Source organism: Alphaproteobacteria bacterium (genome assembly GCA_040216735.1).
In the GTDB taxonomy this organism is placed as follows: domain Bacteria; phylum Pseudomonadota; class Alphaproteobacteria; order SHVP01; family SHVP01; genus CALJDF01.
Genome location: JAVJOO010000002.1, coordinates 742034 through 768907 on the forward strand (window position 1 = coordinate 742034; position 26874 = coordinate 768907).

General features: G+C 64.8%; 25 protein-coding genes. 13 read left to right on the forward strand and 12 right to left on the reverse strand.

Going from position 1 to position 26874, the window contains the following annotated elements:
- Positions 1 to 67 precede the first annotated feature (67 nt).
- On the forward strand, positions 68 to 565 hold the full coding sequence (locus RID42_04845) for a nuclear transport factor 2 family protein (protein ID MEQ8246989.1): 498 nt from the start codon (positions 68 to 70) through the stop codon (positions 563 to 565).
- A 31-nt stretch (positions 566 to 596) separates the two neighbouring features.
- Here the strand turns inward: RID42_04845 and RID42_04850 are convergent, their stop codons facing one another.
- Both RID42_04850 and RID42_04855 read right to left on the reverse strand, forming a co-directional pair.
- Entirely contained in the window at positions 597 to 1244 is a 648-nt protein-coding gene (locus tag RID42_04850; GenBank protein ID MEQ8246990.1) for an HAD family phosphatase, read from the reverse strand.
- 132 nt (positions 1245 to 1376) lie between these two features.
- Entirely contained in the window at positions 1377 to 2159 is a 783-nt protein-coding gene (locus RID42_04855; GenBank protein ID MEQ8246991.1) for a DUF1223 domain-containing protein, read from the reverse strand.
- 101 nt (positions 2160 to 2260) lie between these two features.
- Between RID42_04855 and RID42_04860 the strand changes: the two genes are divergently transcribed.
- The 8 genes from RID42_04860 (at position 2261) to pyc (ending at position 13164) form a co-directional block, all read left to right on the forward strand.
- Complete coding sequence (locus RID42_04860) at positions 2261 to 3139, forward strand: 3-keto-5-aminohexanoate cleavage protein (protein ID MEQ8246992.1); 879 nt, start codon at positions 2261 to 2263, stop codon at positions 3137 to 3139.
- 125 nt (positions 3140 to 3264) lie between these two features.
- Complete coding sequence (locus tag RID42_04865) at positions 3265 to 3738, forward strand: RT0821/Lpp0805 family surface protein (GenBank protein ID MEQ8246993.1); 474 nt, start codon at positions 3265 to 3267, stop codon at positions 3736 to 3738.
- Positions 3717 to 6761 (forward strand): hypothetical protein, encoded by a 3045-nt coding sequence (locus RID42_04870; protein MEQ8246994.1) that lies wholly within the window; start codon positions 3717 to 3719, stop codon positions 6759 to 6761. Before RID42_04865 ends, RID42_04870 begins: the two co-directional genes overlap by 22 nt.
- A 107-nt stretch (positions 6762 to 6868) precedes the next feature.
- On the forward strand, positions 6869 to 8362 hold the full coding sequence (locus RID42_04875; GenBank protein ID MEQ8246995.1) for a CoA-acylating methylmalonate-semialdehyde dehydrogenase: 1494 nt from the start codon (positions 6869 to 6871) through the stop codon (positions 8360 to 8362).
- A gap of 8 nt (positions 8363 to 8370) precedes the next feature.
- A complete protein-coding gene (msrA, locus tag RID42_04880) occupies positions 8371 to 8979 on the forward strand; it encodes a peptide-methionine (S)-S-oxide reductase MsrA (GenBank protein MEQ8246996.1) in 609 nt (202 codons plus the stop codon).
- A gap of 13 nt (positions 8980 to 8992) precedes the next feature.
- Positions 8993 to 9181: a hypothetical protein gene (locus tag RID42_04885; protein MEQ8246997.1), complete on the forward strand. Its 189-nt coding sequence runs from the start codon at positions 8993 to 8995 to the stop codon at positions 9179 to 9181.
- A gap of 11 nt (positions 9182 to 9192) precedes the next feature.
- Positions 9193 to 9570, forward strand: a complete 378-nt coding sequence (locus RID42_04890; protein ID MEQ8246998.1) for a hypothetical protein — start codon at positions 9193 to 9195, stop codon at positions 9568 to 9570.
- Between the two features lie 132 nt (positions 9571 to 9702).
- Positions 9703 to 13164 (forward strand): pyruvate carboxylase, encoded by a 3462-nt coding sequence (pyc, locus tag RID42_04895; GenBank protein MEQ8246999.1) that lies wholly within the window; start codon positions 9703 to 9705, stop codon positions 13162 to 13164.
- A gap of 42 nt (positions 13165 to 13206) precedes the next feature.
- Here pyc and RID42_04900 read toward each other — a convergent pair whose 3' ends face one another.
- The 8 genes from RID42_04900 to RID42_04935 are packed head-to-tail and all read right to left on the reverse strand — an operon-like array spanning position 13207 to position 19410.
- The gene (locus tag RID42_04900) at positions 13207 to 13743 is read right to left on the reverse strand and encodes an AAA family ATPase (GenBank protein MEQ8247000.1); all 537 of its coding nucleotides are present in this window, start codon (positions 13741 to 13743) and stop codon (positions 13207 to 13209) included.
- A 35-nt stretch (positions 13744 to 13778) separates the two neighbouring features.
- The gene (locus RID42_04905) at positions 13779 to 15014 is read right to left on the reverse strand and encodes an ABC transporter permease (protein MEQ8247001.1); all 1236 of its coding nucleotides are present in this window, start codon (positions 15012 to 15014) and stop codon (positions 13779 to 13781) included.
- The gene (locus tag RID42_04910; GenBank protein MEQ8247002.1) at positions 15011 to 15760 is read right to left on the reverse strand and encodes an ABC transporter ATP-binding protein; all 750 of its coding nucleotides are present in this window, start codon (positions 15758 to 15760) and stop codon (positions 15011 to 15013) included. Before RID42_04910 ends, RID42_04905 begins: the two co-directional genes overlap by 4 nt.
- 10 nt (positions 15761 to 15770) lie before the next feature.
- Complete coding sequence (locus RID42_04915; protein ID MEQ8247003.1) at positions 15771 to 17396, reverse strand: efflux RND transporter periplasmic adaptor subunit; 1626 nt, start codon at positions 17394 to 17396, stop codon at positions 15771 to 15773.
- A 2-nt stretch (positions 17397 to 17398) separates the two neighbouring features.
- On the reverse strand, positions 17399 to 17908 hold the full coding sequence (locus tag RID42_04920; GenBank protein MEQ8247004.1) for a periplasmic heavy metal sensor: 510 nt from the start codon (positions 17906 to 17908) through the stop codon (positions 17399 to 17401).
- 2 nt (positions 17909 to 17910) lie between these two features.
- Positions 17911 to 18354, reverse strand: coding sequence for a hypothetical protein (locus tag RID42_04925; protein ID MEQ8247005.1), 444 nt, complete (start codon positions 18352 to 18354; stop codon positions 17911 to 17913).
- Complete coding sequence (locus RID42_04930) at positions 18354 to 18992, reverse strand: sigma-70 family RNA polymerase sigma factor (protein MEQ8247006.1); 639 nt, start codon at positions 18990 to 18992, stop codon at positions 18354 to 18356. The genes RID42_04925 and RID42_04930 overlap by 1 nt, the downstream gene beginning before the upstream one ends.
- Positions 18970 to 19410 carry an EF-hand domain-containing protein gene (locus RID42_04935; protein MEQ8247007.1) on the reverse strand — a complete coding sequence of 147 codons (441 nt, stop codon included), beginning with the start codon at positions 19408 to 19410 and terminating at the stop codon, positions 18970 to 18972. Before RID42_04935 ends, RID42_04930 begins: the two co-directional genes overlap by 23 nt.
- A 134-nt stretch (positions 19411 to 19544) precedes the next feature.
- On the opposite strand from RID42_04935, the gene RID42_04940 reads away from it, so the two are divergent.
- The 4 genes from RID42_04940 (at position 19545) to RID42_04955 (ending at position 23590) form a co-directional block, all read left to right on the forward strand.
- A complete protein-coding gene (locus tag RID42_04940; protein MEQ8247008.1) occupies positions 19545 to 20393 on the forward strand; it encodes a cupin domain-containing protein in 849 nt (282 codons plus the stop codon).
- Positions 20394 to 20399: 6 nt separating this feature from the next.
- The gene (locus RID42_04945) at positions 20400 to 21242 is read left to right on the forward strand and encodes a cupin domain-containing protein (protein MEQ8247009.1); all 843 of its coding nucleotides are present in this window, start codon (positions 20400 to 20402) and stop codon (positions 21240 to 21242) included.
- Between the two features lie 92 nt (positions 21243 to 21334).
- Complete coding sequence (locus tag RID42_04950; protein MEQ8247010.1) at positions 21335 to 21769, forward strand: RidA family protein; 435 nt, start codon at positions 21335 to 21337, stop codon at positions 21767 to 21769.
- Positions 21770 to 21787: 18 nt separating this feature from the next.
- Entirely contained in the window at positions 21788 to 23590 is a 1803-nt protein-coding gene (locus RID42_04955) for a thiamine pyrophosphate-binding protein (GenBank protein MEQ8247011.1), read from the forward strand.
- Here RID42_04955 and RID42_04960 read toward each other — a convergent pair.
- Both RID42_04960 and RID42_04965 read right to left on the reverse strand, forming a co-directional pair.
- On the reverse strand, positions 23587 to 24450 hold the full coding sequence (locus RID42_04960) for an MBL fold metallo-hydrolase (protein ID MEQ8247012.1): 864 nt from the start codon (positions 24448 to 24450) through the stop codon (positions 23587 to 23589). The two genes, RID42_04955 and RID42_04960, sit on opposite strands and share 4 nt — an antisense overlap.
- Positions 24451 to 24495: 45 nt before the next feature.
- Entirely contained in the window at positions 24496 to 26862 is a 2367-nt protein-coding gene (locus RID42_04965) for a penicillin acylase family protein (GenBank protein ID MEQ8247013.1), read from the reverse strand.
- Positions 26863 to 26874: the final 12 nt, after the last annotated feature.

Sequence of the window (26874 nt, forward strand, 5' to 3'; positions counted from 1 at the left end):
GCGGCATGGTTTCATTTCGCCGAGGTTGGCGCAACTATAGACGCCCCCCACCCGTAGGAGAGAGACGATGAGCGACTTGAAGGATGAGATCGGTGCCCTGTTGGATCGCTACGTCGCCCACTGGAATGCGTGGGAGATGGATGCCGTGCGCGGACTCTGGGATCCGGACGAAGCCGAACCGATCTATGTCGCCGAGGAGTCAGCGGCGCTGGTCGGGTGGGACGCTCTGGCGCGCTACTGGCAGGTATCGGAACCGCGCCGGTCCGAACATTTCATTCGATTATCCGACCTGCGGGTTCGCGCGATCGCACCGGAGGTCGCACATGCGTTCTACACCCTCAGTTGGAATGTATTCATCTGCAACAACCGGCTCTACCCGCGACCGATCGGCGGCACGGTCCGCGCGACAACGCTGCTGCGGCGTAAACCCGATGGGTGGCGGCTCTTCCATCACATCGAAGCGCCGCTCGCTTCGCTCATCCAACTCAAGGATGCGCACGAAAAAAATGTCGATCCGGCGTTGTTCGCGTTGCTTGCCGAAAAAGGTCTGAACTTCGAGGGTTGAACTGTGGTGGGCTCGCGCCGGTTCGACGACGTCAGAGCAGGCCGGGGAGTGCGCGCAGGTCGGCAAAGACCGTTTCCGCGCCGGCGGCGCGCAACTTGTCGCTCAGTCCGCGATAGTCGTGGCCGCCGCCAGTAAAACCGAGTACTCGCATCCCGGCGGCCCTCCCCGCGACAACGCCCGGTGCGGCGTCTTCGACGACGACGCAATCCTCGGGCGCAACCCCGAGCCGTTCGGCGGCAAAGAGAAAGACATCCGGTGCGGGTTTGCGGTTGCCGACCTCGAACACGCTGTAGACGTGCGGCGCAAAAAAATCGTACAGCCCGGTGCGTTTTAATTTGAGATCGATTCCCTCCGGTACGCTGCCCGACGCGACGGCCACCGGTAGGCCCAAGGCCCGCAACATCTCGGCGGCGCCGGCGACGGCATTCAAGTCGGTTTCGTATGCGTCCTGAAGACGCGCACGGAGCCGTGCGATGAAATCGGCGGGCAGCGCAATGCCGGACTCCTCCATGACCTGCTCGGCCATGTGTTCCAAGCGCACATAATGAAACCGTTCGTGGTAGCGGTCTGGGTCTAGCGCATAGCCGTGAACCGCCAGCGCCGCGCAAACCGCGTGCCCGATCAGTCGCTCGCTGTCGACGAGCACACCATCGAGGTCGAAGATCACTGCCGCTGTCATGTCGGTATCGCCCGCTCTTCGTCCGGCCCGGTGTAGGCCACCGCCACCGGGTACGCGATCATAGCGGGCTGTCGTACGACTGACGACTAAGTCTCAGGCCGAAACCGCAAGGGCCCGTGCCCACGCGATTGGTCAGCTTTGGCCGGCGCCTTCGTCGGTGCACCGTGCCGCGCCTATTACCGGGCCGAGCGTATCGCTTTGCACGAGGACGACGCAGCCGTGTTCCGGTTCGAGCACCAAGGGGACCGACACCGCCGTGGGCGACCCCTCCCAGGCACCGACCTGTTCGATGCTGCGGACGACGAAGTTGTTGGCGAGCGTCTTGCCTTTGTTCTCTCCGCCGACCACATCCGTCGTACGCGACTTGAGATAGGTGACCACCCAGATCGCGGCGTTGCCGACCATGCTGCCGTCTACCGCAATGTCGAGCGCGCCGTTGTTCCGATGCGTCGCGCGCACCGACAGGCGGGGTTCGGTGGCCGCCGCTCGGATCGCCGCTGTCACGGCGGTGCGGTCGCTTCCGACAGCTTCGCGCGTACCGTCGATGATGATCTGCGGCGTGTAACTGTAGCCGCGGCCTTTCACCTGACCGGCGTAGAGCCGCTGTCGTTCGGTAAAAGCGGGGTCCGAGAACACGTCCTTCCAAGCGCTGCCGCGGTAGACGAGGCGGTCCCAGTAATCGACATGCCATTCCAGCGCGATCACCTCGTCGCGTTCGTCCGCAAGCTCATTGAGATAGGCCTCGGCGGGCGGGCAGGAGTAGCAACTCTGCGACGTGAACAATTCGACGACCACCGGCTGGCCGCTGGCTTCGGCGCGCGCCGGGACCGGCTCAACGAACGATAGCGCCGCGAAGCCAATAACCACACCGAGCGCGCCGCCCACCGCAAGTGTCTTCCAAGTCGGGAATGCCATGGCAATTGCTCCTCTCGAGGGGACCGCAGCCATGGTAAGGAGGCCTGCAAGACCGAATCCTCCCGGATGGCTATGATGGCTTCACGAAGGCGAGAGGTGACATGGCCAAAAAAATCATCGTCGAGGCGCGAATCAACGAATACATGATGCGCGACGCAAACCCTCACGTCCCTTGGACGCCCGAGGAGATCGCCCAGGCCGCCGCGGACTGTCGTGCCGAAGGCGCCTCGATCGTCCACTACCATGTGCGTAACCCCGACGGGTCGCCGTGCCACGATCCGCAGGTCTACAACGATGCCCTGCGTCGTATCCGCGCCGCCTGCGATATCTTGGTACACCCGACTCTGGGTCAGGTGACGATCAAGGGCGATGAAGCGCGGCTCCGCCATATTGTCGAGACGCAGAATGACCCGATCCTCAAGCCCGATTTCGCGCCGATCGATATGGGCTCCACCAATGTTGATCGCTACGACGCGGGCCGCCGCGCCTATACCTCTGACAGCCTCGCCTACGTCAACACGATCGGGACCCTGGAGTTTTTCGCCCGGCGCATGCGCGATCTTGGCGTCAAGCCAGAACTGGTGTCCTGGACCGTGCCCTTCACCCGCACGATCGAGGCGTTTCTCGACATGGGCTTGGTCGATGAACCGGTCTTTTTGTTGTTCTCCCTCACCGATAGCGGCATTTTCGGCGGACATCCGGGCACAGTCCGGGGCCTCCAGGCCCACCTCGATTTCCTGCCACGCCACCGCAACATCCTTTGGTCGGTCTCGAACAAGATCGGCAACCTATTTGGGCCGGCGGCGCTGTCGTGCGAACAGGGCGGCCATCTCGCCGTGGGCCTAGGCGACTATCCCTATCTCGAACTCGGTCAACCGACGAACGGGGCAGTGATTCGCGCTTTCGTCGACCTTGCGCGGGCGATGGGCCGGGAACCGGCCACGCCTGCGGAAACCCGCGATCTGCTCGGGATGGCATAGCGCCCGCGATTTGCCACATCGGCAAATATTTTGTCATAATAAGACGCTAGAGGGCGCGGTTAACCTCGGAGTAGAGTTTTTCAGCGACACTCCGACGTTTCACCGCGCGTCGACCGAGGGCCGAAATGACTCCGATCCGCTTGGGTATTCTGGCGATCCTGACGCTGGCTGTGGCTGCGTGCGCGGACCGCGACGAGCGGACTCGCTTGGGAGGCCTGCTTTCGGGCGACGGCGAGGCCGACCCACCGGTGGTGGCGCCCGCGCCGGTCGTTGAGCCAACGGTGCGCGAAAGTACGCTAATTCTGGCAAAACTGCTCGCGACCGAGACCGGCAAGGCCATTACTGCTGCCGACCAGTTGGCGCTTGAGCGGACGACCCAGACGACGCTGGAAACCGTCCCTATCGGGAACGAAAGCACCTGGCGCAACCCGCAATCGGGGAGTTTTGGCGTGATTGCGCCGCGCCGGACGTTCCAGACCGCCAGCGGCACCTATTGTCGGGAGTTCACCCAGACTCTCGTGTCGGGTACTGTAACCGAGGAAGCGCTGGGCACCGCCTGCCGCGAAACCGACGGCACATGGAAGCTGACCGACAACTGATGCATACGCCGCCGCCAAATCGAAGAACCTTACGCCGCCGCGCCCTACTCGGCACGACCGGGCTGTTCTTGATTGCGACGGGTGTAGGGGTTGCTGGCGCACCGGCCTATGCCGACTTCGCCGACGGAACGATTGCGTACGAATCGGGCGACTACGAACGCGCATACAACGAATGGCTTCCGCTAGCGCGCGCCGGCAATGCCGCGGCGCAGCGCAACATCGGTCAACTCTATCGCCTTGGCCTCGGCGTTCCCAAGGACCTTAAGGTTGCCGCCAACTGGTACCGCCTCGCCGCCGACCAGGGTCTGTCGCGCGCCCAGGCAAATTTAGGTGTGATGTATTTGCGCGGCGAAGGGGTCGAGCGTGATCCCGTGCGCGCCGCGTCCTGGTTCGCCAAGGCGGCCGAGCAGGGCCACACGATTTCGCAATATAACCTCGCGCTAATGCTCGAACAGGGCTACGGAGTGCCCCGGGATACCCGGCAGGCCGCGCGCTGGTTTAGCGAAGCGGCCGAGGGTGGTCACGACAAAGCCAGCGACCGATTAGCGTCGATCCTCTCGGAGACGGTCGCCCCGGCGGCCGGACCTGCGCCCAGTGTCGCGGCACCTGCCGTGCCGAGCCAAACCGCGCGGGCCGAGGACTATTTGCCGACGCGGCTTCTCAATCGCGGCCAAGCGCCTGCGCCGGTTCCGCAACCGGCCGCCGAGGCGCCGGTCCAAGTGGCAGCTGCACCGCCGCCTGCGGTTGAGCCTAAGCGGACGCCGGACAAACTCACCGAGGCGCTGACCGCGCGGCCATCGCCCGCGACCATTGCCGGGACGCCGGCCGCACGTTTCGCGGTGCGACCCGAGGCCCAAGTCGCCGAACGGCAGATCGCCGACCTGCCCGCGTCGGCCCCGGAGTCGACCGGGTTGCGCCGGCCTGCGTTCCTCCAGGCGCCGGCTAAACCGCGGCGAGAGGATGCACCGGTCCGCGCCGCTCTCGGGAGCGCCCCCGAACCGCGTCCTGCGCCACCCGCTGCCGCACCCATCGCACCCCCGCTTCCGGTCGCGCCAAGACAGTCTCGCATGGCGCCAGCTCCCGTAGCTCCGGCTAAGATTGAAGTGCCGGTTGCACCGTTCCTTAAGGCCGAAGCCGCTGCGACGCGGCCTTCGCCCGCGCCGGCAACTGCAACGACGCCAATTGACCGTGTACCGGTCGCCCCCTTCCTAAGGGCCGAAGCCGCGACCCTGCCCATTCCTGTGGCGCCGGCCGTACCGGTGGCGCCCGTCCAAGTTGCAGCCGTCGTGGCGCCGCCGCCACCGCCATTGCCGGCGCGGCGCGAACCGACGCCCGCGGCGCTCGTTGTGCCCCCCACCGTGGCACCGAAGGCAGTACCGTTCTTCCTCCAGCGTGAGGCGATGACGCCCCCGCCGGGTTTGGATTTGATCCCGCGGTTTGGTCCCAACAGCTACCTCGCTCCGCGCGACATTCCCGTGGCCCTGCAACTGGATGCGACGCCGGTTGTACCGCCGAAGCCCGCCGCTGCGCCCATCCGCGCGATGGTTGCACCGCCGGCGAACGAAGCGCCGCCACCGGTCGAGCCAGCCAAACTCCCCGCGTTCCTCGCGCGCGAAGCCCAATTCCCCGAGCCCAACGACAAGCCGGCGCAAGTTCTGCGGCACGACGCGATCCTGCCTGAGAAGAACCCGAACCCAGCGCCACCGGAACGCGCACCGCTCGCCGCCATCGCGCCAGAGCCGCGCATTCCGCTCTACTACCTGCGCCGCAGCGCCGAAGCGGTCGCGGCGCAACGGATCGAATTTGTGCCGGTCCCGATCATCCAGCCCGATCCCGTGCAAATCGCGGCCCTTACGGCGTCCCGCGTCCCGCTAAACAAGCCCGCCCGCGATATACCGGTCGTCGTCAAACCCATTCCTGTGTTCCTGCAGCGGGAAGCTGCGGCGGGCATAGAACATGACGAAACCGAAGAGGCGGTCGTTGTCGGCGACCGGCCTTCGGTAGCGTTGCCCAGGTTCCTCGCCCGCGAAGCCCAAACAGCCCAACAGGTCGCCGAACCAGTCGCGACGCTGGCGGCGGTCAACGCTAAACCGGTGCCGGCATTCCTTGCCGCTGAATCCGCCGCACCCCAGCCGGTTCCGGACCTGGAGCGCCGCGCGATCTTGCGTCCGCCCGCGCCCCCAAAACCCGCGCCCCCAGCGGCGGCCGAAAGCAGCGCCGCCATCCTGCCCGCGTCGGCCAAGCCCGAGGCGCCTGCGTTCCTGCGCGAGGAGGCGTCGACCGGTGCCCTCGCCCTCGTCGATACGCCGCGGGCGGGCGATCCTGTCGGCCGGGCCAAGCGCGTGACGTCATTGTTGGCGGCTGCCGAAGAGGCGACCCAAGCGCACGCGCCGAGCGCAATCCCCAGCTATTATCGCGATCGCGCGGCGCTTCTAAGCGAACTGGAAAAAGCCGACGACGATGTCGCGCCCTTGCCGTTTCTCCGCCGTGCCCCACGGCAGTCCGGCGGTGCGCCGATTCAGCCGATCCCCGATTTGCTTGTCGCCGAAGCGCGGCAGGCGACCGTGCCGGTGCAGCCCTTCCTGCGCGGCGAGGCTGCCGCGGCGACCCGCGACGGTGCCGCACCGGGAACCGGCGGTGCCGATCGCGCTCCGCGCCTTGCTGCGCGGCCCGATGCAGGGATGCCGGTCCCCGCGACAAAGCCGTCGCGCACACTCGAGTCGGTCGAAGATCGCCGCGCCGTCGATACCGGTGTGGCCGCGTACCTCGGTCGGGACTATGCGAAGGCATTGGCTGCCTGGCTGCCGGCGGCGACCCGCGGCAATGCCGATGCCCAGTTCTTCATCGCCGGGCTTTATCTCGACGGCAACGGGCTCGATCGCGATCTGATCCAGTCGCATATCTGGTTTGCCCGTTCGGCCGCGCAAGGTCATACGCGGGCGGGCGAACAGCTCGACCTGTTGCGCAAGATCATGACCCAGGACCAATACGCCGAAGCGGAGCAGCGGCGCGCGACCGAGTAGTCCGCCGCGTCCTCAAGAAGTGACGTGTCCGGCCGGGTGCGCTCTATTCCGCCCACGATAGAACCCGTACAAACGGGCGGTACAAAGCATCATCGGAAGGGCGGGCCATGAAAACGCTGCATCATTTCGTCAACGGTAAAAAAGTTCCTGGGCAAAGCGGGCGGGTCGGCGCCGTCTTCAACCCCGCAACGGGGGAACAAGAAGCCGAAGTCCCGTTTGCCAGCGCCGACGAAACCCGCCAAGCGATCGGCGTCGCGCATAGCGCCCTAGCAGCATGGGCGGCGACGCCCGCGGTACAGCGCGCCCGTGTCCTATTTCGTTTCAAAGATTTGATGGAGCGTCACAAGGATGAGATGGCGGCCCTGGTCACAGCCGAACATGGCAAGACCCTGCCCGATGCCGGCGGGTCCATCGCCCGCGGACTCGAGGTTGTCGAATTTGCCTGCGGTATTCCGCATCTCCTCAAGGGTGAGTTTTCCGAAAACGTCGGAACCAACGTCGATTCGTGGTCGTCGCGCCAGCCGGTCGGTGTGTGCGCCGGGATCACCCCGTTCAATTTTCCCGCGATGGTGCCGATGTGGATGTTTCCGATCGCCATCGCCTGCGGCAATACCTTTGTTCTGAAACCGTCCGAGAAAGATCCTTCAGCCCCATTGTTCATGGCCGGTCTGTTGCACGACGCGGGATTGCCCGACGGCGTCTTCAACCTGGTCAACGGCGACCGCGAAGCGGTGGAGACGCTGCTGGAGGATCCCCGCGTCGCGGCAATCAGCTTTGTCGGGTCGACCGCGATTGCCGAGCACATCTATCGCACCGGCACGGCCGCTGGAAAGCGGGTCCAGGCGTTGGGCGGGGCCAAGAACCACATGGTGGTGATGCCCGACGCCGACATGGACCAAGCGACCGATGCGCTGATGGGCGCGGCCTTCGGCTCCGCCGGGGAGCGCTGCATGGCGGTTTCGGTTGCTGTCGCCGTCGGCAGCGCGGGGGATGCATTGATCGAACGCTTGGTGCCACGCATCAACGCGCTCAAGGTCGGGCCTGGCACAGATCCCGATTCCGAAATGGGGCCGCTTGTCACCAAGCAGCACTACGACAAGGTGCGGGGCTATATCGATGCCGGCGTCAAGGAGGGTGCGAACCTTCTGGTGGATGGGCGCGAGACCCGCTTGCAGGGATATGAAGGCGGCTACTTCGTCGGCGGCACTCTGTTCGACAACGTGACGCCCGACATGAGCATCTACCGCGAGGAAATATTCGGTCCCGTGCTGTCGGTTGTGCGCGCGCCGGATTTCGATCAGGCCAAGAATCTCGTCGATGCCCACGAGTACGGCAACGGCGCCGCAATCTTCACCCGCGACGGCGATGCGGCGCGCGAGTTTTCATCCACCGTTCAGGCCGGCATGGTCGGGATCAATGTCCCAATTCCGGTGCCGATGGCCTTCCATTCGTTCGGCGGCTGGAAACGGTCGTTGTTCGGCGCCCACGCGGTCCACGGCCCCGACGGCGTACATTTCTACACCAAGCTAAAGACCGTCACCGCCCGGTGGCCAACCGGTATCCGAGCGGGCGCCGAATACACCTTTCCTTCGATGAAATGAGCCAGACCATGACTTTCTGCTCGGTGCCGCGCATTGCGCCGGAGAACTTTCCCGAAATTGCCGACGATCTCGATCCCGGCGCCGAGGGCACCGCCGTTCTGGGCGGCGGGTGCTTCTGGTGCGTCGAGGCGGTCTATCGCCAACTCGACGGCGTGCTGCAAGTCACCTCGGGCTACGCCGGCGGGACGGCGGAAACCGCAAACTACAGGGCGGTGTGTTCAGGCGCGACCGACCATGCAGAGGTCATCATGGTGCGCTTCGACCCCGCTCGCATCGCGTTTGGTCAGATTCTCAAGGTGTTCTTTTCGGTCGCGCACGATCCGACACAGCTCAATCGCCAGGGTAACGACCGGGGCCGCCAGTATCGCTCGGCGATCTTCTATGCCGACGAAAACCAGCGCCGCGTTGCCGCCGCGTATATCGATCAATTGAATGCCGCCAAGGTCTACGACGACGCCATCGTCACTACGTTGGAGCCGCTCAAGACCTTCTTCGAAGCCGAGGGCTACCATCAGAACTACGCGGCGCTCAATCCCGACCAACCCTACATCGCCCATATTTCAATGCCGAAGGTCGCCAAGGTGCGCAAACACTTCAGCGACCGGCTCAAGGGCTGAAGCGCTCGCGGCGATGCCAAAAGGAGCGCCTACGAATGCCGACCTCGCCGCCCGATTGTTGCGCGATGTTGCCGCGCACTACCGGGTGATCGGCGCCGAAAATCCCGAGGTCGCCGCCGAGATGGAAGAGAACGCGCGGACCTGCGAGGAAGTGGCCGACCGGGTCGCCCGCGACCCCACCGGCCCGTTGACGGACGCCTAGGCGAGGCGATCATGAGGGGACGCGCCATTATCGTTGCCGCGCTGACCATCGGCTGGCCGCTTCTGCAAATTGCGATCTTGACGGCGCGTTTCGGCAACGACGCCCTGATCAACGTGCAGGATGAAATCGCGCCCTACGTGTTCTTCGGCTTCCTTTCGGGAACGTTTCTGACCTATGCGCTCCGGCGCGAAGAAAACCGGCAGATGCGCTGGGGCGTTATCGGCGGGTTTGTCATCGCGATCCCGATCGTGCAGTGGGCCACCGCGATCGCCGCGGTTTCGTTTCCGCCGTGGATCGGCATCCCGGTGGCTGGACTCATCGCCCAGTTCCTCGGCGTTGCATTGGGACGCATGATAGCGGGCCTCGTCGCCGTCCGCGGCGGCCGTTAGGCCACCGACATCCAGAAGAAGCAGGGCCCGCACAACCCTTTTTTCAAAGCGATCGCCGGTATCGGCGCGGACTCCGCGCGACAAGACGACGGGCGATAGACAGGCGCTTAGAGCGGACCTAAGGTCGCGCCCATGCCAAACCGCCAAGACAAAAAGATCCGCAAAATCCTCGTCGCCAACCGTGGCGAGATCGCCATTCGCGTCTTCCGCGCCGCCACCGAACTGGGTCTGCGCACGGTCGCGATCTATTCCCGCGAAGACCGCTTTGCGCTGCACCGCTTCAAGGCCGACGAGGCCTATCTCGTGGGCGAGGGCAAGGGGCCGGTCCAAGCCTATCTCGACATCGACAGCGTGCTGCGCATCGCCCGCGAGGCCGGTGTCGATGCGATTCATCCTGGATACGGTTTTCTTTCGGAGAACCCAGAATTCGCCGACGCCTGCGCCAAGGCGGGCATCCGCTTTGTCGGACCAAACCCGGACGTCATGCGAGCGCTTGGCAACAAAGTACAGGCGCGCGCGCTGGCGGCGCAGTCCGATGTGCCGATGGTCCCCGCAACCGGGGCGTTGCCGAACGACGATGCCGAGGTCGTGCGGCAGGCTGTCGAAGTCGGCTACCCGGTGATGCTCAAGGCTAGTTGGGGCGGCGGCGGCCGTGGCATGCGCTTGGTGCGCGATGAAAGCGCCTTGCTGGAACAGGTCGCGTCGGGTCGTCGCGAAGCCAATGCAGCCTTCGGCAACGACGAGGTTTTCCTCGAGAAGTTCGTCGAGGGCGCGCGGCACGTTGAAGTGCAGATTCTCGGCGATCTTCACGGCAACATCGTCCATCTATTCGAGCGCGACTGTTCGTTGCAGCGCCGCAACCAGAAAGTGATCGAACGCGCGCCCGCGGCCTATCTGACCGATCAACAGCGCAGCGACCTGACCGCCGCCGCGCTGCGGCTCGCGCAGACCGTCGGCTATTCCTGCGCCGGCACGGTCGAATTCCTGATGGATTCGAAGACAGGCGCCTTCTACTTCATCGAGGTCAATCCGCGCATCCAAGTCGAACACACCGTGACCGAACAGGTCACCGGGGTCGACCTGATCAAGGCCCAAATCAAGGTGATGGAGGGCGGACGCCTCGGCGATCTCACCACCGGGTTACCATCCCAAGACCAGATCAAGCTCAACGGCCACGCCTTACAGTGCCGGATCACTACCGAAGACCCCGAGAACCAGTTCATTCCAGACTACGGCCGGATCACCGCCTACCGCGGCGCCAACGGGTTCGGCATCCGGCTCGACGGCGGCACCGCCTATTCCGGTGCGGTCATCACGCCGTTCTACGATTCGATGTTGGAGAAGGTCACCGCCTGGGCACCCTCGGCGGAGGAGGCCGCGCGCCGAATGGACCGCGCCCTGCGCGAGTTTCGGATCCGCGGTGTCAAGACCAACCTCGTCTTCCTCGAAGAGCTTGTCAGCAATCCGCGTTTCAACGCATGGGACTACACAACCCGCTTCATCGACGAGACACCGTCGCTGTTCGATTTCAAGCCGCGGCGTGATCGCGCGACTCGTCTCCTATCGTTCCTCGGCAACGTCATCGTCAACGGCAACCCTGAGGTCAAGGGCCGGGTCCGGCCCACCAGCTTTCCGCCACCGCATATGCCGACGGCCCCGGACCGCGATCCGCCGCCGGGCTCGCGCGACCGCCTGATGGCGCTGGGCCCCGAGGGCTTCGCCCGGTGGATGCTCGACCAGAAACGCCTGTTGATCACCGATACGACCTTTCGCGACGCGCACCAGTCGTTGCTGGCGACACGCTTTCGTACCCATGACATGACGAAGATCGCGCCGGTCTATGCGCGCGCGCTGCCAGAACTGTTGTCGGTCGAGTGTTGGGGCGGTGCCACGTTCGACGTCGCCATGCGATTCTTGAAGGAAGACCCTTGGGACCGGCTTGCGCGGTTGCGCGAGGCGATGCCCAACATCATGACGCAAATGCTGCTGCGCTCGGCCAACGCCGTCGGTTACACCAATTATCCTGACAATGTCGTGCGCTACTTCATCCAGCAGGCGGGGGATGCAGGAATCGATGTTTTCCGAGTCTTCGACTGCCTCAACTGGGTCGAAAACATGCGCGTTGCGATCGACGAAGTGCGCAATACCGGCAAGTTGTGCGAAGCGGCGATTTGCTATTCCGGCGACCTGTCGAACCCGAACGAAACCAAATACACGCTGCAATACTACGTGACCATGGCCAAGGAGCTGGAAAAGGCCGGCGCCCATATCCTCGGCATCAAGGACATGGCGGGACTGTGCAAGCCGGCCGCCGCACGCCAGCTCGTGAGCGCCCTTAAACAAGAAGTCGGCCTGCCGATCCATTTCCATACCCACGACACCTCGGGCATCGCGGCGGCGAGCGTTCTCGCGGCGGCCGAGGCCGGCGTCGATGCCGCCGACGCGGCGATGGACTCGATGTCGGGCCTAACGTCGCAACCCAACCTTGGCGCGATTTGCGAAGCGCTCCGGGGCACCGACCGCGATCCCGGTCTCGACCGCGGCACGTTGCGCGGGCTGGCCAGCTACTGGGAAGGCGTGCGGCGCTACTACGCCGCGTTTGAAAGCGATCTGCGCTCGGGCATGGCCGAAGTTTACGAACATGCGATGCCGGGCGGCCAGTACACCAACCTGCGCGAACAGGCCCGGGCCGTTGGGATCGACGCGTGGCGTTGGCCCGAAGTGGCCCATGCCTACGCCGAGGTCAACGAGATGTTCGGCGATATCGTCAAGGTCACACCCACCTCCAAGGTGGTCGGCGACATGGCGATCTACATGGTGACCAACGAACTGACGCGGGAGGACGTTCTCGACCCCGACCGCGAGATTTCGTTCCCCGAATCGGTCGTCGAACTTTTCCACGGCGATCTCGGACAGCCCCATGGCGGCTTCCCCAAAGCGTTGCAAAAAAAGGTCCTCAAGGGCCGCGAACCGCTGACGGTGCGGCCGGGCCAGGTGCTCGAGCCGGTCGACCTCGATGCGGCGCGGGCAGAGGCTGAGAAAAAGGTCCATCGCCAAATCGACGACCGCGAACTTGCGTCCTATTTGATGTACCCGCGGGTCTTTACCGAATATGCCGATCACCGCCGCCAGTTCGCCGACGTGAGTGCACTGCCGACGCCGACCTTCTTCTATGGGCCCGACGAGGGCGACGAACTCGTGGTCGAAATCGAACGCGGCAAAGCCCTGGTGATCCGCCGTCTCGCCGTCGGCGAGCCTAATGAGAAGGGCGAGCGCAACGTCTTCTTCGAACTCAACGGCCAGCCCCGCACGGTCAAGGTCGCCGATGAGTCCTTGGCCGCCGACGCGGTCAAGCGCCTCAAGGCCGACGAGGGCAATCCGTTGCACATCGCCGCGCCGATGCCGGGCCTCGTGGTCAGTGTCGGTGTCGCCAAGGGCGAGGCTGTCGCTGCCGGGGACCGCCTGCTCACCATCGAAGCCATGAAAATGGAAACCGCCGTCTACACCGATCGCGCCGGTAAGGTCGCCGACATCGTCACCCCCGCCGGCACCCGCGTCGACACCAAGGACCTGCTGATCCTGCTGGAGGACTAGGCACCCCCGTCCTCACGCCTACTGCCTAGCGCGGTGGAAAGGTTAGGAGGGCGGCGCTTGCGTGTTCAATTTCTCCCACACGCGTGCCAGATCGCGGTGTCGCCGCACAACCAACACGCGCCCGTTGTCGATTGCACCCTCTAGCGCCGCCAAGGTCTGTGCCCGTCGCTTTCGCTTCCAGGCCCAAACATAGGCGAGGAACCCGAAGTCGATACGTTCCGGGCAACCCGGCGCCATGTCGGGCCGTTCGGTGCCGTAGGTCTTGGCGACGCGCTTGAGTACACCCCATAGGCATTGCCAGCGCGGCAGATCGAACAGAATGACTAGATCGGCCGCACCGGCCCGCGTCGCGAGTGTTCGCGAGAAATTCCCGTCGATCACCCATACCGGCTGCGCAATCAGATCTGCGTGCCGGGCGTCGAACGTTTCGGCTTCGACCATCACCCATCCGGCCGACCAGAAATACCTGTCGAGATGAAAGACCGGAAGATTCGTCGCCGCCGAAACCTGTACCGCTAGTCGCGATTTGTCGGCGCCGGCGTTCCCGACAATTGCGATTCGGCGTGGAATCTCGTCCATGATCCCGCCAATCTAGAAGATGTGCCCAAGCGCGCCTACTCGTACCTTAGCGCGTCGATCGGATCGAGGCGCGCGGCCTTGCGCGCGGGGTAATAGCCGAAGAACACCCCAACTGCGCCCGAGAACGCCACGGCGATCACCAGCGCAAGCGGCTCGATCAGGACCGGCCAGCCGGCCAGGTTGGCGACCAGCGCCGCACCGCCCAGTCCGACGATCACGCCGACAATGCCGCCGATCAGGCACAGCGTCACCGCCTCGACCAGGAACTGCACCAGGATGTCGCGCCGCCGGGCGCCCACTGCCATGCGCAGGCCGATTTCGCGGGTCCGTTCGGTCACCGACACGAGCATGATATTCATGATTCCAATCCCGCCGACCAAGAGCGCGATGGAGGCAACCGCGGCCAGAAGGAGTGTGAGGATGCGTTGACTCTCCGCGCGGGCATCGGTGATTTCCGACAGATTGCGTACCGTGAAATCGTCCTCTTCGCCGGGGCCGATGCGGTGGCGTTGGCGTAGGAGCTCGTTCACTGCTTCCTCGGCTTCCTTCATCCGCGCCGCACTCACCGCCTTCACCGAGATCACGTTGACCGAATCGGGGCGGGACCGCGCACTGGTCCCCAGCACCCGCGTGCGCGCGGTGGTAATGGGGATCAGGACAACGTCGTCTTGGTCCTGGCCGAACGAATTCTGGCCTTTGGGGGCGAGAACGCCGATCACCTCGAAGGGGACCTTCTTGATCCGCATTGTCTCGCCGATGGGCGTCTGATCGACAAACAGATTGTCGGCAACGGTTTTTCCGATCACCGCGACCTTCGTCGAACGCCGGACATCGTCGGTGGAGAACATGCGCCCCTCAACGACGTCCCATTCGCGCACCGTGAAGTACTCCGGCGTCGTACCTTGGGTGTTGGTCGACCAATTGAGATTGCCGTAGATGAGCTGGGTGCTGCCGCGCACGGTGGGGGCCGAAAACGCGACGGCATCGATTTCGGTTTGCAGCGCCCGCGCATCCTCTAACGTCAGACTCAGGCGCGACCCCGCGCCCAGGCGCGCGCCGACCTGGCGGCCCGAGGAATTGAAGACGATCAACAGGTTGGCGCCCAGGCTTTCGATCTGCTGGTTGACGCGGTCCTGCGCGCCGGCACCGACGGCGACCATCGCGATCACCGCGCCGACACCGATGACGATCCCCAGCATCGTCAAGCCGCTGCGCAGCGCATTGACCCGCAGTGCGCGCAGCGCGACAGCAATGGTGGCAAGCAGGTTCATTGGGCGGCCACCGCTGCGCCGGGCCAGTCGGCCAGGAGGTCGCGCGCCGACAGGCGGTCCCCCACCGGCACGTCCTCCAGCACGACGCCGTCACGGAACGTCACGATACGTTTGGCGTAGCGTGCGATGTCGGGTTCGTGGGTGACGATGACAATAGTGATCCCGGCGGCGTTGAGGTCTTGGAAGATCGCCATGATCTCGACCCCGGTGCGGCTATCGAGTGCGCCGGTGGGCTCGTCCGCCAGGACCAGAAGCGGATCGTTGACGAGGGCGCGGGCGATCGCAACGCGCTGCTGTTGGCCGCCCGACAGTTGGCTCGGCGTATGTTCCAGGCGGTCGGCCAGCCCGACATCGCGCAATCGCGCCGCCGCCCGCTGTTTACGCGCGACGCCGTCCACGCCGCTATAGAGCAACGGCATTTCGACATTCTGCAATGCCGAGGTACGCGCCAGCAGATTGAAGGTTTGAAAGACAAAGCCGATCTTGCGGTTGCGAATTGCCGCAAGGGCATCGGTATCCATCGCCGCCACGTTCTCGCCGGCAAGCCAATAGCCGCCGCCGGTGGGCCGATCGAGGCATCCGATCAGGTTCATGAAGGTCGACTTGCCCGATCCCGACGGCCCCATGACGGCGACGAACTCGCCGCGCGCAATGTCCAGCGATACGCCGCGCAACGCGGCAACGACCGTATCGCCAAGATGATAGTGGCGGACAAGTTCCTGCGTTTTGATCAGGGCATCTGACACCGGCTTGGACCTAGAACCGAATGCCCGATAGCCCGGCCCGCTCAGTGGGGGCGACGGCGCCAACGATGACGCGATCCCCCGCCGCGATCTCGCCCGCGACGATTTCGGTCACGCTGCCATTGGTGATGCCGTAGCGCACCGCAACGGGTTTTGGCGCGCCGTCCGCGCCAAGGATCCAAATGCGCCCGTCGCGCACCGCATTTGCGCCAGCGGCGCGGCGTTGCGCCGCCAATTCGGCGTATCGGGCGCGCTGGGCATCATCCAGGATCCCGAGCAGCTGTTCATTGAACCTCTGGCGGCCCTCACGGACGGCTTGCGCCATCTCCTCTTGGCCGCCGCTTTGGCTGCGCACGTTTTGCAACTGCTGGCGCAACGCCTGGCCGAACTGCTGCGCCTGTTCCTGTTGTTGCTGGTTGAGCGACAATACTTCGACGAGGCGGGCAAACTGCTCGGCCGGATTTCCCCCGGCACCACCCGGTGCGCCGCCACCGCCTGCCGCCGCGCCTGGCCTGGCCGACGGGCCGTCCGTGTCGGCACCGCCGCCTTGCGGGCGAAAACGAAGGGCCGCGTTGGGTACCCGCAGCACATCGCGGCGTTGGTCGAGTACGACGTTCACGTTGGCGGTCATCCCCGGCAGGAGCAGTTGTTGGGCATTGTCGGCCGACACGATGACCGTGTAGGTGACGACGTTCTGCACGACCTGCGGCGCTTGGCGAACCTGCTGGATGCTGCCACGAAAAGTGCGCTCGGCGTGGGCGTCGACGGTGAAGTCAACCGCTTGTCCCGCTTCGATCTGCCCGATGTCCGCTTCGTCGATATTGGCCTCGACCTGCATGCGCCGCAGATCCTGCGCGATCGTGAATAAAACCGGCGCATTAAGGCTCGCGGCAACGGTTTGCCCTAGGTTGACCTGCCGGTCGATCACTACGCCGTTGACCGGTGCGCGAATGTAGGTCCGCTCCAAATCGATCAACGCCTGCTCGACGCTGGCTTCGCGTTGTTGGACCTGCGCGCGGGCGTTCTCGATCTGCGCCTGGGCAACCTTGATTTGGGCATCTGAGGAGCGCAACGCTGCGTCGGCTGCGCGGGTTTGCGCCGCGGCACTCTCGGCAAGCGCCCGGGCCTGAGTGACATCGCGGTTGGAGGCGACGCCGCGGCGCAGGAGATCGTCTTTACGTTCTAATTCGCGCTGGGCCTCGTCGGCGGTCGCGTGGCGGTTCTCGAGGTTGGCTTGGGCGCTGGCAAGATCGGCTTCGGCGCGGGCCAGTGCCGCGATCTGCATCGACACGTTTGCCTTGGAAATCGCCAGATCGGCCTCGGCTTGTCGCAAGCGTGCTTGGAATGTCTGGGGGTCGATGCGCGCGATCAGTTGGCCTTCTGTAACTTCGGTGTTGAAGTCGGCGTGGAGTTCGGCGACCTGACCGGAGACCTGGGTGCCGACATCGACAGTGACAACGGCGCTCAATGTGCCCGAGGTCGAGATCGTGGAGACGACATCGCCGCGGTCGATCGCTCCGAATCGGTAGACGACGGCGTCGCCATTGCCGCCGCGCAGCGCATAGGCCGCCACCGTGCCCGCGATGATCGCGACAACAGCGAGAGCGATCAGCCCGCGGCGTCCCAGCCGCGCCAACATCTTCACCCAACGCTCCGCGGCACACGATAGGTATCGCCCGCGAGGGGCATGCGATAGGTCGGCGCGCGGAAGATGGCGCGGCCTAAGCGGCGGCGCTCCTCGGCGCTCAGATCGTCGCCGAGCCTAGTCAGATAGCCATGCAGGATCGCTTGGACAGCGTCGCTGCGCTGGCGCAGATCGCGTAGCGCCGCGTCTGCCGCGTCCGCGTCGTAGGGATCGGCCGACAGCGCCCGGACGACGGTGCGTTGCGCCCGCCGCAGGGCGACGGTCTCGGCCCGCAGATCCGCCTCGACCTCGCCAAACTTCTCGATCGCGTGTTGCCGCGATTCAGGGGCGAGCGCCATGAATGCCGGACTTGCTTGAAAGCCCGCCCCCGCCGGATCGAACCCGCGGCGGACAAAGTGGCCGCCGCCGGTCGCGACGACGCCGATCAGGATGCCGACCGCGAATAGGTTGACTGCCAATGAGACCGTTAGAAGGATGCCAAACCAGCGCCGTCGCCCGATCGCCATACCTACTCCTCCAACCCTTCGACGATTCCCAGCGTTTCACCGCCCCCGGCCACGCTGGCGAAGTCGAACCCGGAATCGCCATAGACCGCGACGGTCGGCAAAGTCGCCGCTCCGAGATAGACCCCACCCAACATCGCCGCCGCCAGCAACGCCGGTCGCCAAGCCGGGCGCGCGACGATCATCCATATCCAGTGAACGTCCTCTTTGCCGGGCAGTTTTGCGAGGCGCGCTTCGAGCGCAGCGCTCGGCGCAGGCGCCGCAACGAGATCGAGCAGGCGTGCAAGTTTCTCTGCCGTGTGCAACGCCGCTGCGGCCTCCGTCGACTGTGCCACAAGGGTTTGAGCGGCGGCGCGGAGCTCCACCGGCCAGCGCACAGGGTCGGGCCCGCAGCGGTCCAGTAACGCCTCAAAGTCCGCAAGGCCCAGGGGTCGTTCTTTGTTATCCATCACCATTCCTCCAGCAAATCGTCCGCTAGATCCTGCAACTGCGTTTTCAACGTACGCCGCGCACGCGCCAACAGGGATTCCACGGCCTCGACTGAAATTTCCAGCGTGTCGGCGGCCTCTTGCTGTGAAAATCCCTGGTAGTGGACCAACGCCAAGGCCTGGCGCTGGCGTTCGGGCAATCCTGCAATGGCACCGCCGACTGCGCGGCGCAGCGCGTGATCCCGCGCCATGCGCGCGCCGCCGATCAGCTCGTCCGCCTGCTCGGCGACGAGTTCCAACGACGTCGTACGTCGGGCCCGCTGGCGATCGATGCATTGGTTGATCGCCACCCGGAACAGCCATGTCTTCACTTTGGCGCCGCCCGGCTCCCAGGTTTCGGCCTTGCGCATCAGCCGAACCATAGTTTCCTGCGCGACGTCCTCGGCCTCAGCGCGGTCGCGCAACATGTGCCAGGCGTAGCCGACCAGGGGCCCGAGGTGACGGCGGGTGATTTCACGCCATGCCTGACGGTCGCCGTCGGCGATCCGTTCGACCAAAACGTCGTCGCTTTGGTCGACGCTGTCGTCGTTCCGGCGTTCGGGCGCCTGCTCGCCCGCTACCATCGAAAGGGCCGCGTTAGCGGCGACGGTCGGCGCCACCGGCCTGACCCCCCCGCGACAGTTCGGGTGCTGCCATCGCCCCGTCGCCGTCGACGTCGTAGCGCGAGAACCAACGGCGCGACGGTTGGTCGATTTCGTCGGCGGACAACGACCGGTCCCCGTCGGTATCCATCATGTCGAACAGGGTAGCCGTGCCCAGACTCTGGAACAGGCGACCGCGACGGCGGAATTCCTCCACCGACAGCGTCCCGTTACCATCGAGGTCGGCGGCCGCGAACAGACGGCGATGCTCGGCCAAAATCTCCGCCAAGCTGACGGTGCCGTCGCCGTCGGTGTCCAGCAGCTCGACGAAGCGCGCCGCACGAAAGTCGTCGTGATCGTCGTGACGCTCCTGCGCCACGGCGGCGCTCGACACCATCAGGGCGGCAACCATCCCTAAACCGATCGGACGGTACATTCGGTTCATCCCACTCCTTGTCACGGGCTCTCTGGGTCAAGTCCTCTACATTACACGGCTTTGTCCCCGTCGTTCCGTCGCCGTTTGCGCAAACCGACCGCCGCGCGCAATACTGCGGGAAAAGGGGAGGCACCATGGCCCGCGATCATCTGGAATTCGTTCAAACCCAAGTGTTGCCTTGGATCACGCTGCCGGACACCGCCGCGCGACCCGGGGTGGCGTGCAAGGTTCTCTCCAAGGATGCCACTTCTGGGGCGGTCAGCGTCATCCTCAAATACCCGGCCGGTTTCGAGATTGCCCGACCGCACTATCTCGACAACGACGAAGAGTTCTTCGTCTTAGAGGGAGAGATTCGAATCGGCAGCGCGGTCTACGGTCCGGGCACCTACGCCTATCTTCCCGACGGTTATCCGCGCGCGAACATGACTGCATCCAACGGTGCTGCGGTACTGACGTTTTTCGAAGGACCGCACAAGAATATCTTCGACGGCGAAAAACCTTTCGATCGCACCAAACTTGTCGAGCGGATCGCCGCGGGCGACCGGGCGACGTGGGGCGACGGGGTCGATCCGAAGGTCGTCGGCGCGGGCTTGCAAAAGCGGATGCTGCGTTTGGATGCGGCGAGCGGCGAGCGCACCTGGTTGCTCCACATGGGGCCGAGCGATCCGGCCAAGATCACGGCCGCGCCGCTCGAAACCCACCCGCATGTCGAGGAGCTGTTTCTGCTCGACGGCGAAATTTCAATGCCCCAGGGCGTTTTGCGCCGCGGCGCCTACTTTTGGCGGCCAGGGGGGATTCAGCACGGCCCGATCGGCTCGCTTGCCGGGTGCACGTGTTTCTTTCGGTGTAAGGAAGGACCGTTCTCCACCGATTGGACCGACCACACCGAAACCATCGTCTGGGATGCGCCCTACGCGCCGACCCTGCCGCCCGCCCTCAAGGACCACGCCGCGCAGGAATACCGGGGCACGGCGGCCTATTGAGCGGCGATGGCCCGCGCCCATATCGAGTTCATCCAATCGCAGGTCCTGCCCTGGATCCCCCTGGATTCGGGATCGAGCCGTCCCGGCGCTGCGATCAAAGTTCTCAGTCACGACCCCGATACGGCGGCCGGCACCGCCATCCTCCGCTATCCGGACGGTTGGGCACTGGACGAGGCACACCATGTTGCCGGGGATGAGGAATTCTTCGTCCTCGAAGGCGCATTGCACATCGACGACCGTATCTTCGATCGCCATGCCTACGGGTTTCTTCCGGCGGGGTTTCCCCGCCGCCGCATGGCCGCCCCCCAGGGGGCCGCTGTCGTTACCTTTTTCAACGGTCCGCCCCGCCGGGTCCCCGGTGCAGGCAGGTTCGATGCCGCGCGGGTCGTCATGGTCGACACCGACAGCATGGCGTGGAACGGGGATTTCGACCACAACCTCACGGGCTCGGGGATCGGCATCAAATTCCTGCGCAACGATGCCGCCAGCGGCGAGCGCACTTGGTTGCTGACCAAGGGCAGCGACCGCCGCGAGGATCTGCCGCAAACCGGCAAACTCGAAAGCCACCCGTGCGTCGAGGAGTTTTTCTTGCTCGACGGAACGCTCGGATGGCCCCAAGGGATGATGCGCCGCGGCGCCTACTTCTGGCGGCCGCCCGGCATCGCCCACGGCCCCGGCGCGTCGCTGACCGGATACCTCGGCCTGTTTCGCTCCCGCGAAGGACCGTTTTCGACCGACTGGTCGCAGGTCGAGCGGCCACGCCCGTTCGATCCACCCTACGATCCCATCCTGCCGCCCGCCTACGCGCATTACTCTGGTTCGGCCTACCTCGGCGCGGATCCCTACTAGGAATTGGCCGCACAGTGTGCGGGCGGTGCGGACCATATGGGCCGCCCGGTGCCGCTGGGTTAGGGTTCGCACCGGAGTCAGGGGAGGGCACCATGGAAAAGGGCAAAATGCCGGTGGCAGGCGATCCAAACGCCTATCGGATCAAGACGACGCCGGATCCGTTCGATGCGTTCAGGATCGCGCTGGGCTACCGCGCCGGCAACTTCATCTTTCTGTCGGGCCAAGCCTCGATCGACGAGAACGGCGCGCTGGTCGGGGTCGGCGACTTCGACCGCCAGGTCGAGCAGGTCTTCGCCAATATCAAGCGCGTCCTCGAGGCAGCGGGATCGTCGATGGACAAGATCGTCAAGGTCACGATCTATCTGACCGACATGTCGAACTTCCCCAAAATTATCGAAGCGCGGGGAAAATACTTCAAGCAACCGTGGCCCGCCGACACCATTGTCGAGGTCGGCGCCCTGGGACTGCCAGAACTGCAAATTGAAATTGAAACCATCGCCCTGATCGAGGGCGAGGTGATCGGCTGAGGCCGGGGGAGAACAAACGTGGCGCGGCAACCGAAAAAAACCAAAGAGACATCGACGACCGACACCTTCTGGAAAAAGGAAGACCACGGACGCAACGAGATCACCGGCGGCATGGTCATCAGCCGGACGCTGAAGGGCATGGGGATCAACTCGGTTTTCTCCCTGGCCGGCGCCTCGCATACCTATTTGCTGGACGCGCTCGACCGTGACGACTTCGCGATCGTGTCCAACCGGCACGAGACCGCGACCGTCGCGGCCGCCGACGGCTACGCGCGTATTACCGGCAAGCCCGGGGTCGCGCTGATTATTTCGGATCAAGGGGTACCGAACGCGGTATCGGGCATCTTGACCGCGCACGAAGCCTGCTCCCCGGTCATCGTCATCGTCGCGCGTTTGCCGACAAACTGGATTCAACCGCAGTCCGAAGTCGATCACGATGCGCTTGCCCTCGTGCGGCCTATCACCAAATGGGCCCGCACGGTGCATTCCGCCGAACGCTTGCGCGAATATGTCGAAACCGCCTACCGCCAGGCGACCACCGGTCGTCCCGGGCCGGTCGTTCTCCAGGTTCCTCAGGAGTTTCTTGCGCAAACCGTCCAGAACGTGGAGGAGCTCGACGCGCCGGTGACCCGGGCGATTCGTCCCGGTCCCGCCGCCGATGCAGTGATGGCGGCGGCCGACCTAATTGCCAAGGCCAAGCGCCCGATGGTTGTCGCCGGCTCTGGCGCGATGTGGGCTGGCGCCGGCCCGGCGTTGCGCGAGCTATCGTCGATGTGGAACATCCCGGTTCTGGGCAACGCCGGGGGCCGCGGACTGGTCCCCGAGGACGACAAGCTCGGTTGGTCCTGGCCCCTCGCCCAGGTTGCGGCCAAAGACGCCGACTTGGTTCTGTGGGTCGGGGCGCGCATGACCCAGCGCATGGGCTACGGCATGGCCCCCCGTTTCAGTTCCACGGCAAAGTTCGTCCAGATCGACGTCGCTGGCGAGGAAATCGGACGCAACCGCGCGGTCGAGGTACCGATCGTGGCCGACGCGGCGCAAACCATCGCGGCCATCGTGGCCGAACTAAAAGCGCGCAAGACAAAATCCAAGCCGGCGCCGAAGTGGCTTACCGAAGCCCTGCAGGATCGTTTGACCTTCATGGAGACCGTCGGGCTCGGCGACGATGGGGCAATCCACCCTTACCGCCTCGCGCGCGAACTCATGAAGCGGATGCCGGCCAATGCGATTTACGTCGGCGACGGCGCGGATGTGCAGAACTGGATGCACGCCATCCTGCGCATCAAATCCGAGCGCGGCTTCATCGATCACTATCCGCTGGGGTCGATGGGGATCGGTACGCCTTTGGCGCTTGGGGCTGCCGCGGGCGCGCGGGAAATGGCAAAGGAAACGGGCTCGGAAGCGCGCCCGGTCTTTCATGTCACCGGCGACGGTGCCTTTGGCTTCTACCCCAGTGAATACAACGGCGCGGTTCTGGGCGGCCTCAAAATCACGACGTTCATTTCCAACGACGGTGCGTGGGGAACCGAGAAACACGGCCAACTCCAGGTCATGGAACGGCAGGTCAATACGCTCTTCGGCGATGTCCACTACGACCTCATCGGCAAAGCCTTTGGCTGCCATGCCGAACGGGTCACCAATCCCAAGGAACTCGGTCCCGCAATGGACCGTGCGCTGGCGGCGGACCGTGCCGCGATCGTCGATGTCGTGACCGATCCGGATGCCGGCAAATTGCGCAAAGAAGATCCGCGGGTGCAAACGATCGCCTTCTCCGACCTCGTCGCCAGCCGCAAATCGCAATACAAGGCGGAAGTGGCTTAACCGAACGTATTCAGCGGTATCTTGAGGTAGGACACGCCGTTGTCTTCGGGCGGCGGCAGGTGGCCTGCACGCATGTTGACCTGGACGGCGGGAAGCAGAAGCACAGGAACCGCGAGCTTGGCGTCGCGCGCCGTGCGCATCGCCGCGTAGTCCTCCTCGGCGACGCCGTCCTTGATGTGGATATTGCTGGCTTTCTGGTCGGCGACGGTGGTTTCCCACGCGTAGTCCCGGCCGTTGGGGGCGTAGTCGTGGCACATGAAGAGCCGTGTTTCAGCCGGTAGCGACAGAGTCTTGCGAATCGAGCGGTAGAGAAGACGGGCGTCGCCGCCGGGAAAGTCGGCGCGCGCCGTCCCATAGTCGGGCATGAACAGCGTGTCGCCGACGAAGGCCGCATCGCCGATCACGTAGGTCACGCAGGCCGGCGTGTGCCCCGGTGTATGCATCACCCGCACCTTCAATCCGCCGATTTCTAATGTCTCATTGTCGCCAAAAAGACGGTCGAACTGACTGCCGTCGACTGGGAAATCGCCGTCGACGTTGAACACCGCCTTGAAGGTTTTCTGCACCTCGCCGATGCGGTTACCGATGCCGGTTGTGCCGCCGAGCGCCGCCTTGAGATAGGGCGCGGCTGTCAAATGATCGGCGTGGACATGGGTTTCGAGAATCCACGCGACCTGCAACCCTTCGCCGCGGACAAACCCAATCAGTTCGTCCGCCTTTTCGGTGTTGGTCCGGCCCGACTTTGGATCGAAGCCGAGGACCGAATCGATAATCGCTGCCGTTCGGCTGGCGGGGTCGGCGACGACGTAACTGACGGTGAACGTGCCCTCATCGAAGAACGCGGTAACTGTCGGATTCATGCGGCAACGCTCCTTGTCGGTGTCATCGACGGCAAGTCTAGGGGGTCAAGGCGCGGGCGTCAGTGTCAATGTCGCACGGGCGCCGTGCCGTGCCGTCGCTAAAGGCGGTAGCGCGAAGGTCGTGCCGGCACGCCAGTCGTCGGTTCGCTCGGCGAAGAAACGGCTAAACGGATTTCCCGACGTACCGGGCGCCACCATGAAGAGTGAACGGTCGAGATCGTCTAGGTCGTAAACCGCGCGATATCCCGCGCCATGACCGTTGGTGAATCGGCCCTGTGCCGTGTTGTACCCGCCGCGCATCAGGGTGTAGTTGCCGCCGCTGCTGGGCACCGTGATTCCGAGCCACCGAGGAACGCCGGGGAGAAAACTAAACGCCGGATGGACGAAGCGGGCGGGGTGGGCCGCGCCCCAATGCCAATCCGACATCGCCGCGCCGTAGCGCGCGGCGAGCGTCGCGGTGGCCGTTTCCAGCGCCGCCGTCGCGACCGCCGCACAGGTTTCGGTGCCGGGCGTCTCTCGGTTGTCACACCACTTAGCGAGGTCGTCGCTCAGCACGGCATAGACCTGGCGTGGGTCGACGCGTCCGCCCTCGGCGCCAAGATCGTCGCCAAAGATGGCATCCACGGTTTCTGCGTACCAAGCGGCAAAGATCGTCGGCGCGACGGCATCCTCTGCCATCCGGGAATCCCATGTGGCAAGGAGAGCCAGCGCGGCTGTGGCCGCTGGACCGAGGTCGCTTCCCTCGATTGCGGTGCGCATCGCCGGTAACAGCGATTGCGCCATGGTTGATACCGTGTCGGCCTGCAGCGCGGCGTGTGCCGCTGGGGTTGCCCCAACGTTGCTGCGCAACACGTCGGCCAGACGCATGGCGCGGTAAGGCGGCTCCCAGTCAGCGCTGATGAAATACGGGTAGTCCGGCCCGACGATCCGGTTGTTGGCATTGAGCAAGATGCCGTCGCCGCTACCCCGCTGTTGCGGCAAGTCCTCGAACGGGATGAACCGACGCCAGGCTCCATCGGGGAGGTGGCTCGGCGCCAAGCCGCGACCGGATTCGCGGATCGGGATGTGCGCTGGCGCGATGAACCCGATCTCCCCCGAGGTGTCGGCATAGAGAAAATTTTGCTGCGGCGCACCGTAGCCGCGCAGCGCGGCAAGGAAGCTCTCCCAATCGCGCGCACGGTTGACCGCGTACATCGCGGCGGGTGTCAGGTCGGCATCACCCAGCGCGACGGCCTGGAGCACGACGACGCCCTCCGGTCCACTTGCACCGGCCGCACGCTCGACCACATCGGAGATAACCGGCCCATAGCGCGTGTCGCGCACCTGCAAACGCTGGTCTGCGCCGAAGCGCACCCGGATGATTTCGTCGCGCACATCGAACAGTCGTTCGGTTGCGCCGTCGCGGTAATGCGTCGCGTCGGCGGTAGTGTCGAGAACCAACAGGTCGGTCAAGTCGCCATAGGTCGTCGTCAGACCCCAGGCAATACGCCCGTTATGGCCAAGCAAATGAATCGGCATGCCGGGCACGGTGCCGCCGGTCATCGATAACCCCGGTGCATCGATCGACGCGAGATACCAAATGCCCGGTGCCGTCAGGCCGAGGTGGGGATCGCTCGCCAAAATCGGATTGCCGCTTTCGGTGTGGCGTCCATCCACGGCCCAAGCGTTCGATGCCCGGCGCGGTCGAACGATCTCAGGGACGCCCGCCAGAAGCTGTGCCGCCGCGACCGGGAGCGGCGACGCCTCGGCAAGGGTTGTGGGGCCATCGGCGAGCCCGGTCGGCATCAGAAACTCGACCTCGCCCGGCGTCAGGCGGTCCAGTAGGGCGCTACGGCGCAACTCCTCGAACCAATTGCCGCCCAACATCAACGCGAGCAGTTTGCCAAGAACAAGCGAGTCCGCGGGTTGCCAAGGATCTGGCCTATAGGCAAGGACCGTAAACTCCGGCGGCCACGGACCGGTGTGTTGGGCGAGATAGGCGTTAACCCCGGCGCTGTAGGCGACCAGCGCCCGCTGGACCTCTTCAGGGAGCGCAGAGAATTGCCGCGTCGCGCTGCGGTAAAGACCAAGCGTGCGCATGAAGCGGTCCACCCCTACACCGGGTTTGCCGACAACCTCCGCCACCCGACCGGCGCCGATGCGCCGGTAGGTGTCCATTTGCCATAGGCGGTCCTGCGCATGGGCAAAGCCCAGTGCGAAGTATGCGTCCTCCTGCGTCGCCGCGACGATCCGGGTTGCACCTACGGCGTCGCGTACGATCTCGACTGGTGCCGCGACCGTTGTTGCAATCTCGCCGTCCCATTGCGGCAACGACGTGGTAAGCCACAGACCGATCGCGACGATCGCTACCGCACCCGCCGCCGCCACAAGGAACGTGGCACGCAGCACATGTCGGGCGAGGCGGACGATCATCGACGTTAACCC

Bases quoted from the DNA above. Each gene is read 5' to 3' on its own strand.
- pyc (MEQ8246999.1), top strand. From the start codon at position 9,703: ATGCCAAACCGCCAAGACAAAAAGATCCGCAAAATCCTCGTCGCCAAC.
- RID42_04960 (MEQ8247012.1), bottom strand. From the start codon at position 24,450: ATGAATCCGACAGTTACCGCGTTCTTCGATGAGGGCACGTTCACCGTC.
- RID42_04850 (MEQ8246990.1), bottom strand. From the start codon at position 1,244: ATGACAGCGGCAGTGATCTTCGACCTCGATGGTGTGCTCGTCGACAGC.
- RID42_04885 (MEQ8246997.1), top strand. From the start codon at position 8,993: ATGCCAAAAGGAGCGCCTACGAATGCCGACCTCGCCGCCCGATTGTTG.
- RID42_04855 (MEQ8246991.1), bottom strand. From the start codon at position 2,159: ATGGCATTCCCGACTTGGAAGACACTTGCGGTGGGCGGCGCGCTCGGT.
- RID42_04845 (MEQ8246989.1), top strand. From the start codon at position 68: ATGAGCGACTTGAAGGATGAGATCGGTGCCCTGTTGGATCGCTACGTC.
- RID42_04865 (MEQ8246993.1), top strand. From the start codon at position 3,265: ATGACTCCGATCCGCTTGGGTATTCTGGCGATCCTGACGCTGGCTGTG.
- RID42_04945 (MEQ8247009.1), top strand. From the start codon at position 20,400: ATGGCCCGCGCCCATATCGAGTTCATCCAATCGCAGGTCCTGCCCTGG.
- msrA (MEQ8246996.1), top strand. From the start codon at position 8,371: ATGACTTTCTGCTCGGTGCCGCGCATTGCGCCGGAGAACTTTCCCGAA.
- RID42_04870 (MEQ8246994.1), top strand. From the start codon at position 3,717: ATGGAAGCTGACCGACAACTGATGCATACGCCGCCGCCAAATCGAAGA.
- RID42_04940 (MEQ8247008.1), top strand. From the start codon at position 19,545: ATGGCCCGCGATCATCTGGAATTCGTTCAAACCCAAGTGTTGCCTTGG.
- RID42_04905 (MEQ8247001.1), bottom strand. From the start codon at position 15,014: ATGAACCTGCTTGCCACCATTGCTGTCGCGCTGCGCGCACTGCGGGTC.
- RID42_04890 (MEQ8246998.1), top strand. From the start codon at position 9,193: ATGAGGGGACGCGCCATTATCGTTGCCGCGCTGACCATCGGCTGGCCG.
- RID42_04925 (MEQ8247005.1), bottom strand. From the start codon at position 18,354: ATGGATAACAAAGAACGACCCCTGGGCCTTGCGGACTTTGAGGCGTTA.
- RID42_04900 (MEQ8247000.1), bottom strand. From the start codon at position 13,743: ATGGACGAGATTCCACGCCGAATCGCAATTGTCGGGAACGCCGGCGCC.
- RID42_04860 (MEQ8246992.1), top strand. From the start codon at position 2,261: ATGGCCAAAAAAATCATCGTCGAGGCGCGAATCAACGAATACATGATG.
- RID42_04965 (MEQ8247013.1), bottom strand. From the start codon at position 26,862: ATGATCGTCCGCCTCGCCCGACATGTGCTGCGTGCCACGTTCCTTGTG.
- RID42_04915 (MEQ8247003.1), bottom strand. From the start codon at position 17,396: ATGTTGGCGCGGCTGGGACGCCGCGGGCTGATCGCTCTCGCTGTTGTC.
- RID42_04935 (MEQ8247007.1), bottom strand. From the start codon at position 19,410: ATGTACCGTCCGATCGGTTTAGGGATGGTTGCCGCCCTGATGGTGTCG.
- RID42_04950 (MEQ8247010.1), top strand. From the start codon at position 21,335: ATGGAAAAGGGCAAAATGCCGGTGGCAGGCGATCCAAACGCCTATCGG.
- RID42_04875 (MEQ8246995.1), top strand. From the start codon at position 6,869: ATGAAAACGCTGCATCATTTCGTCAACGGTAAAAAAGTTCCTGGGCAA.
- RID42_04920 (MEQ8247004.1), bottom strand. From the start codon at position 17,908: ATGGCGATCGGGCGACGGCGCTGGTTTGGCATCCTTCTAACGGTCTCA.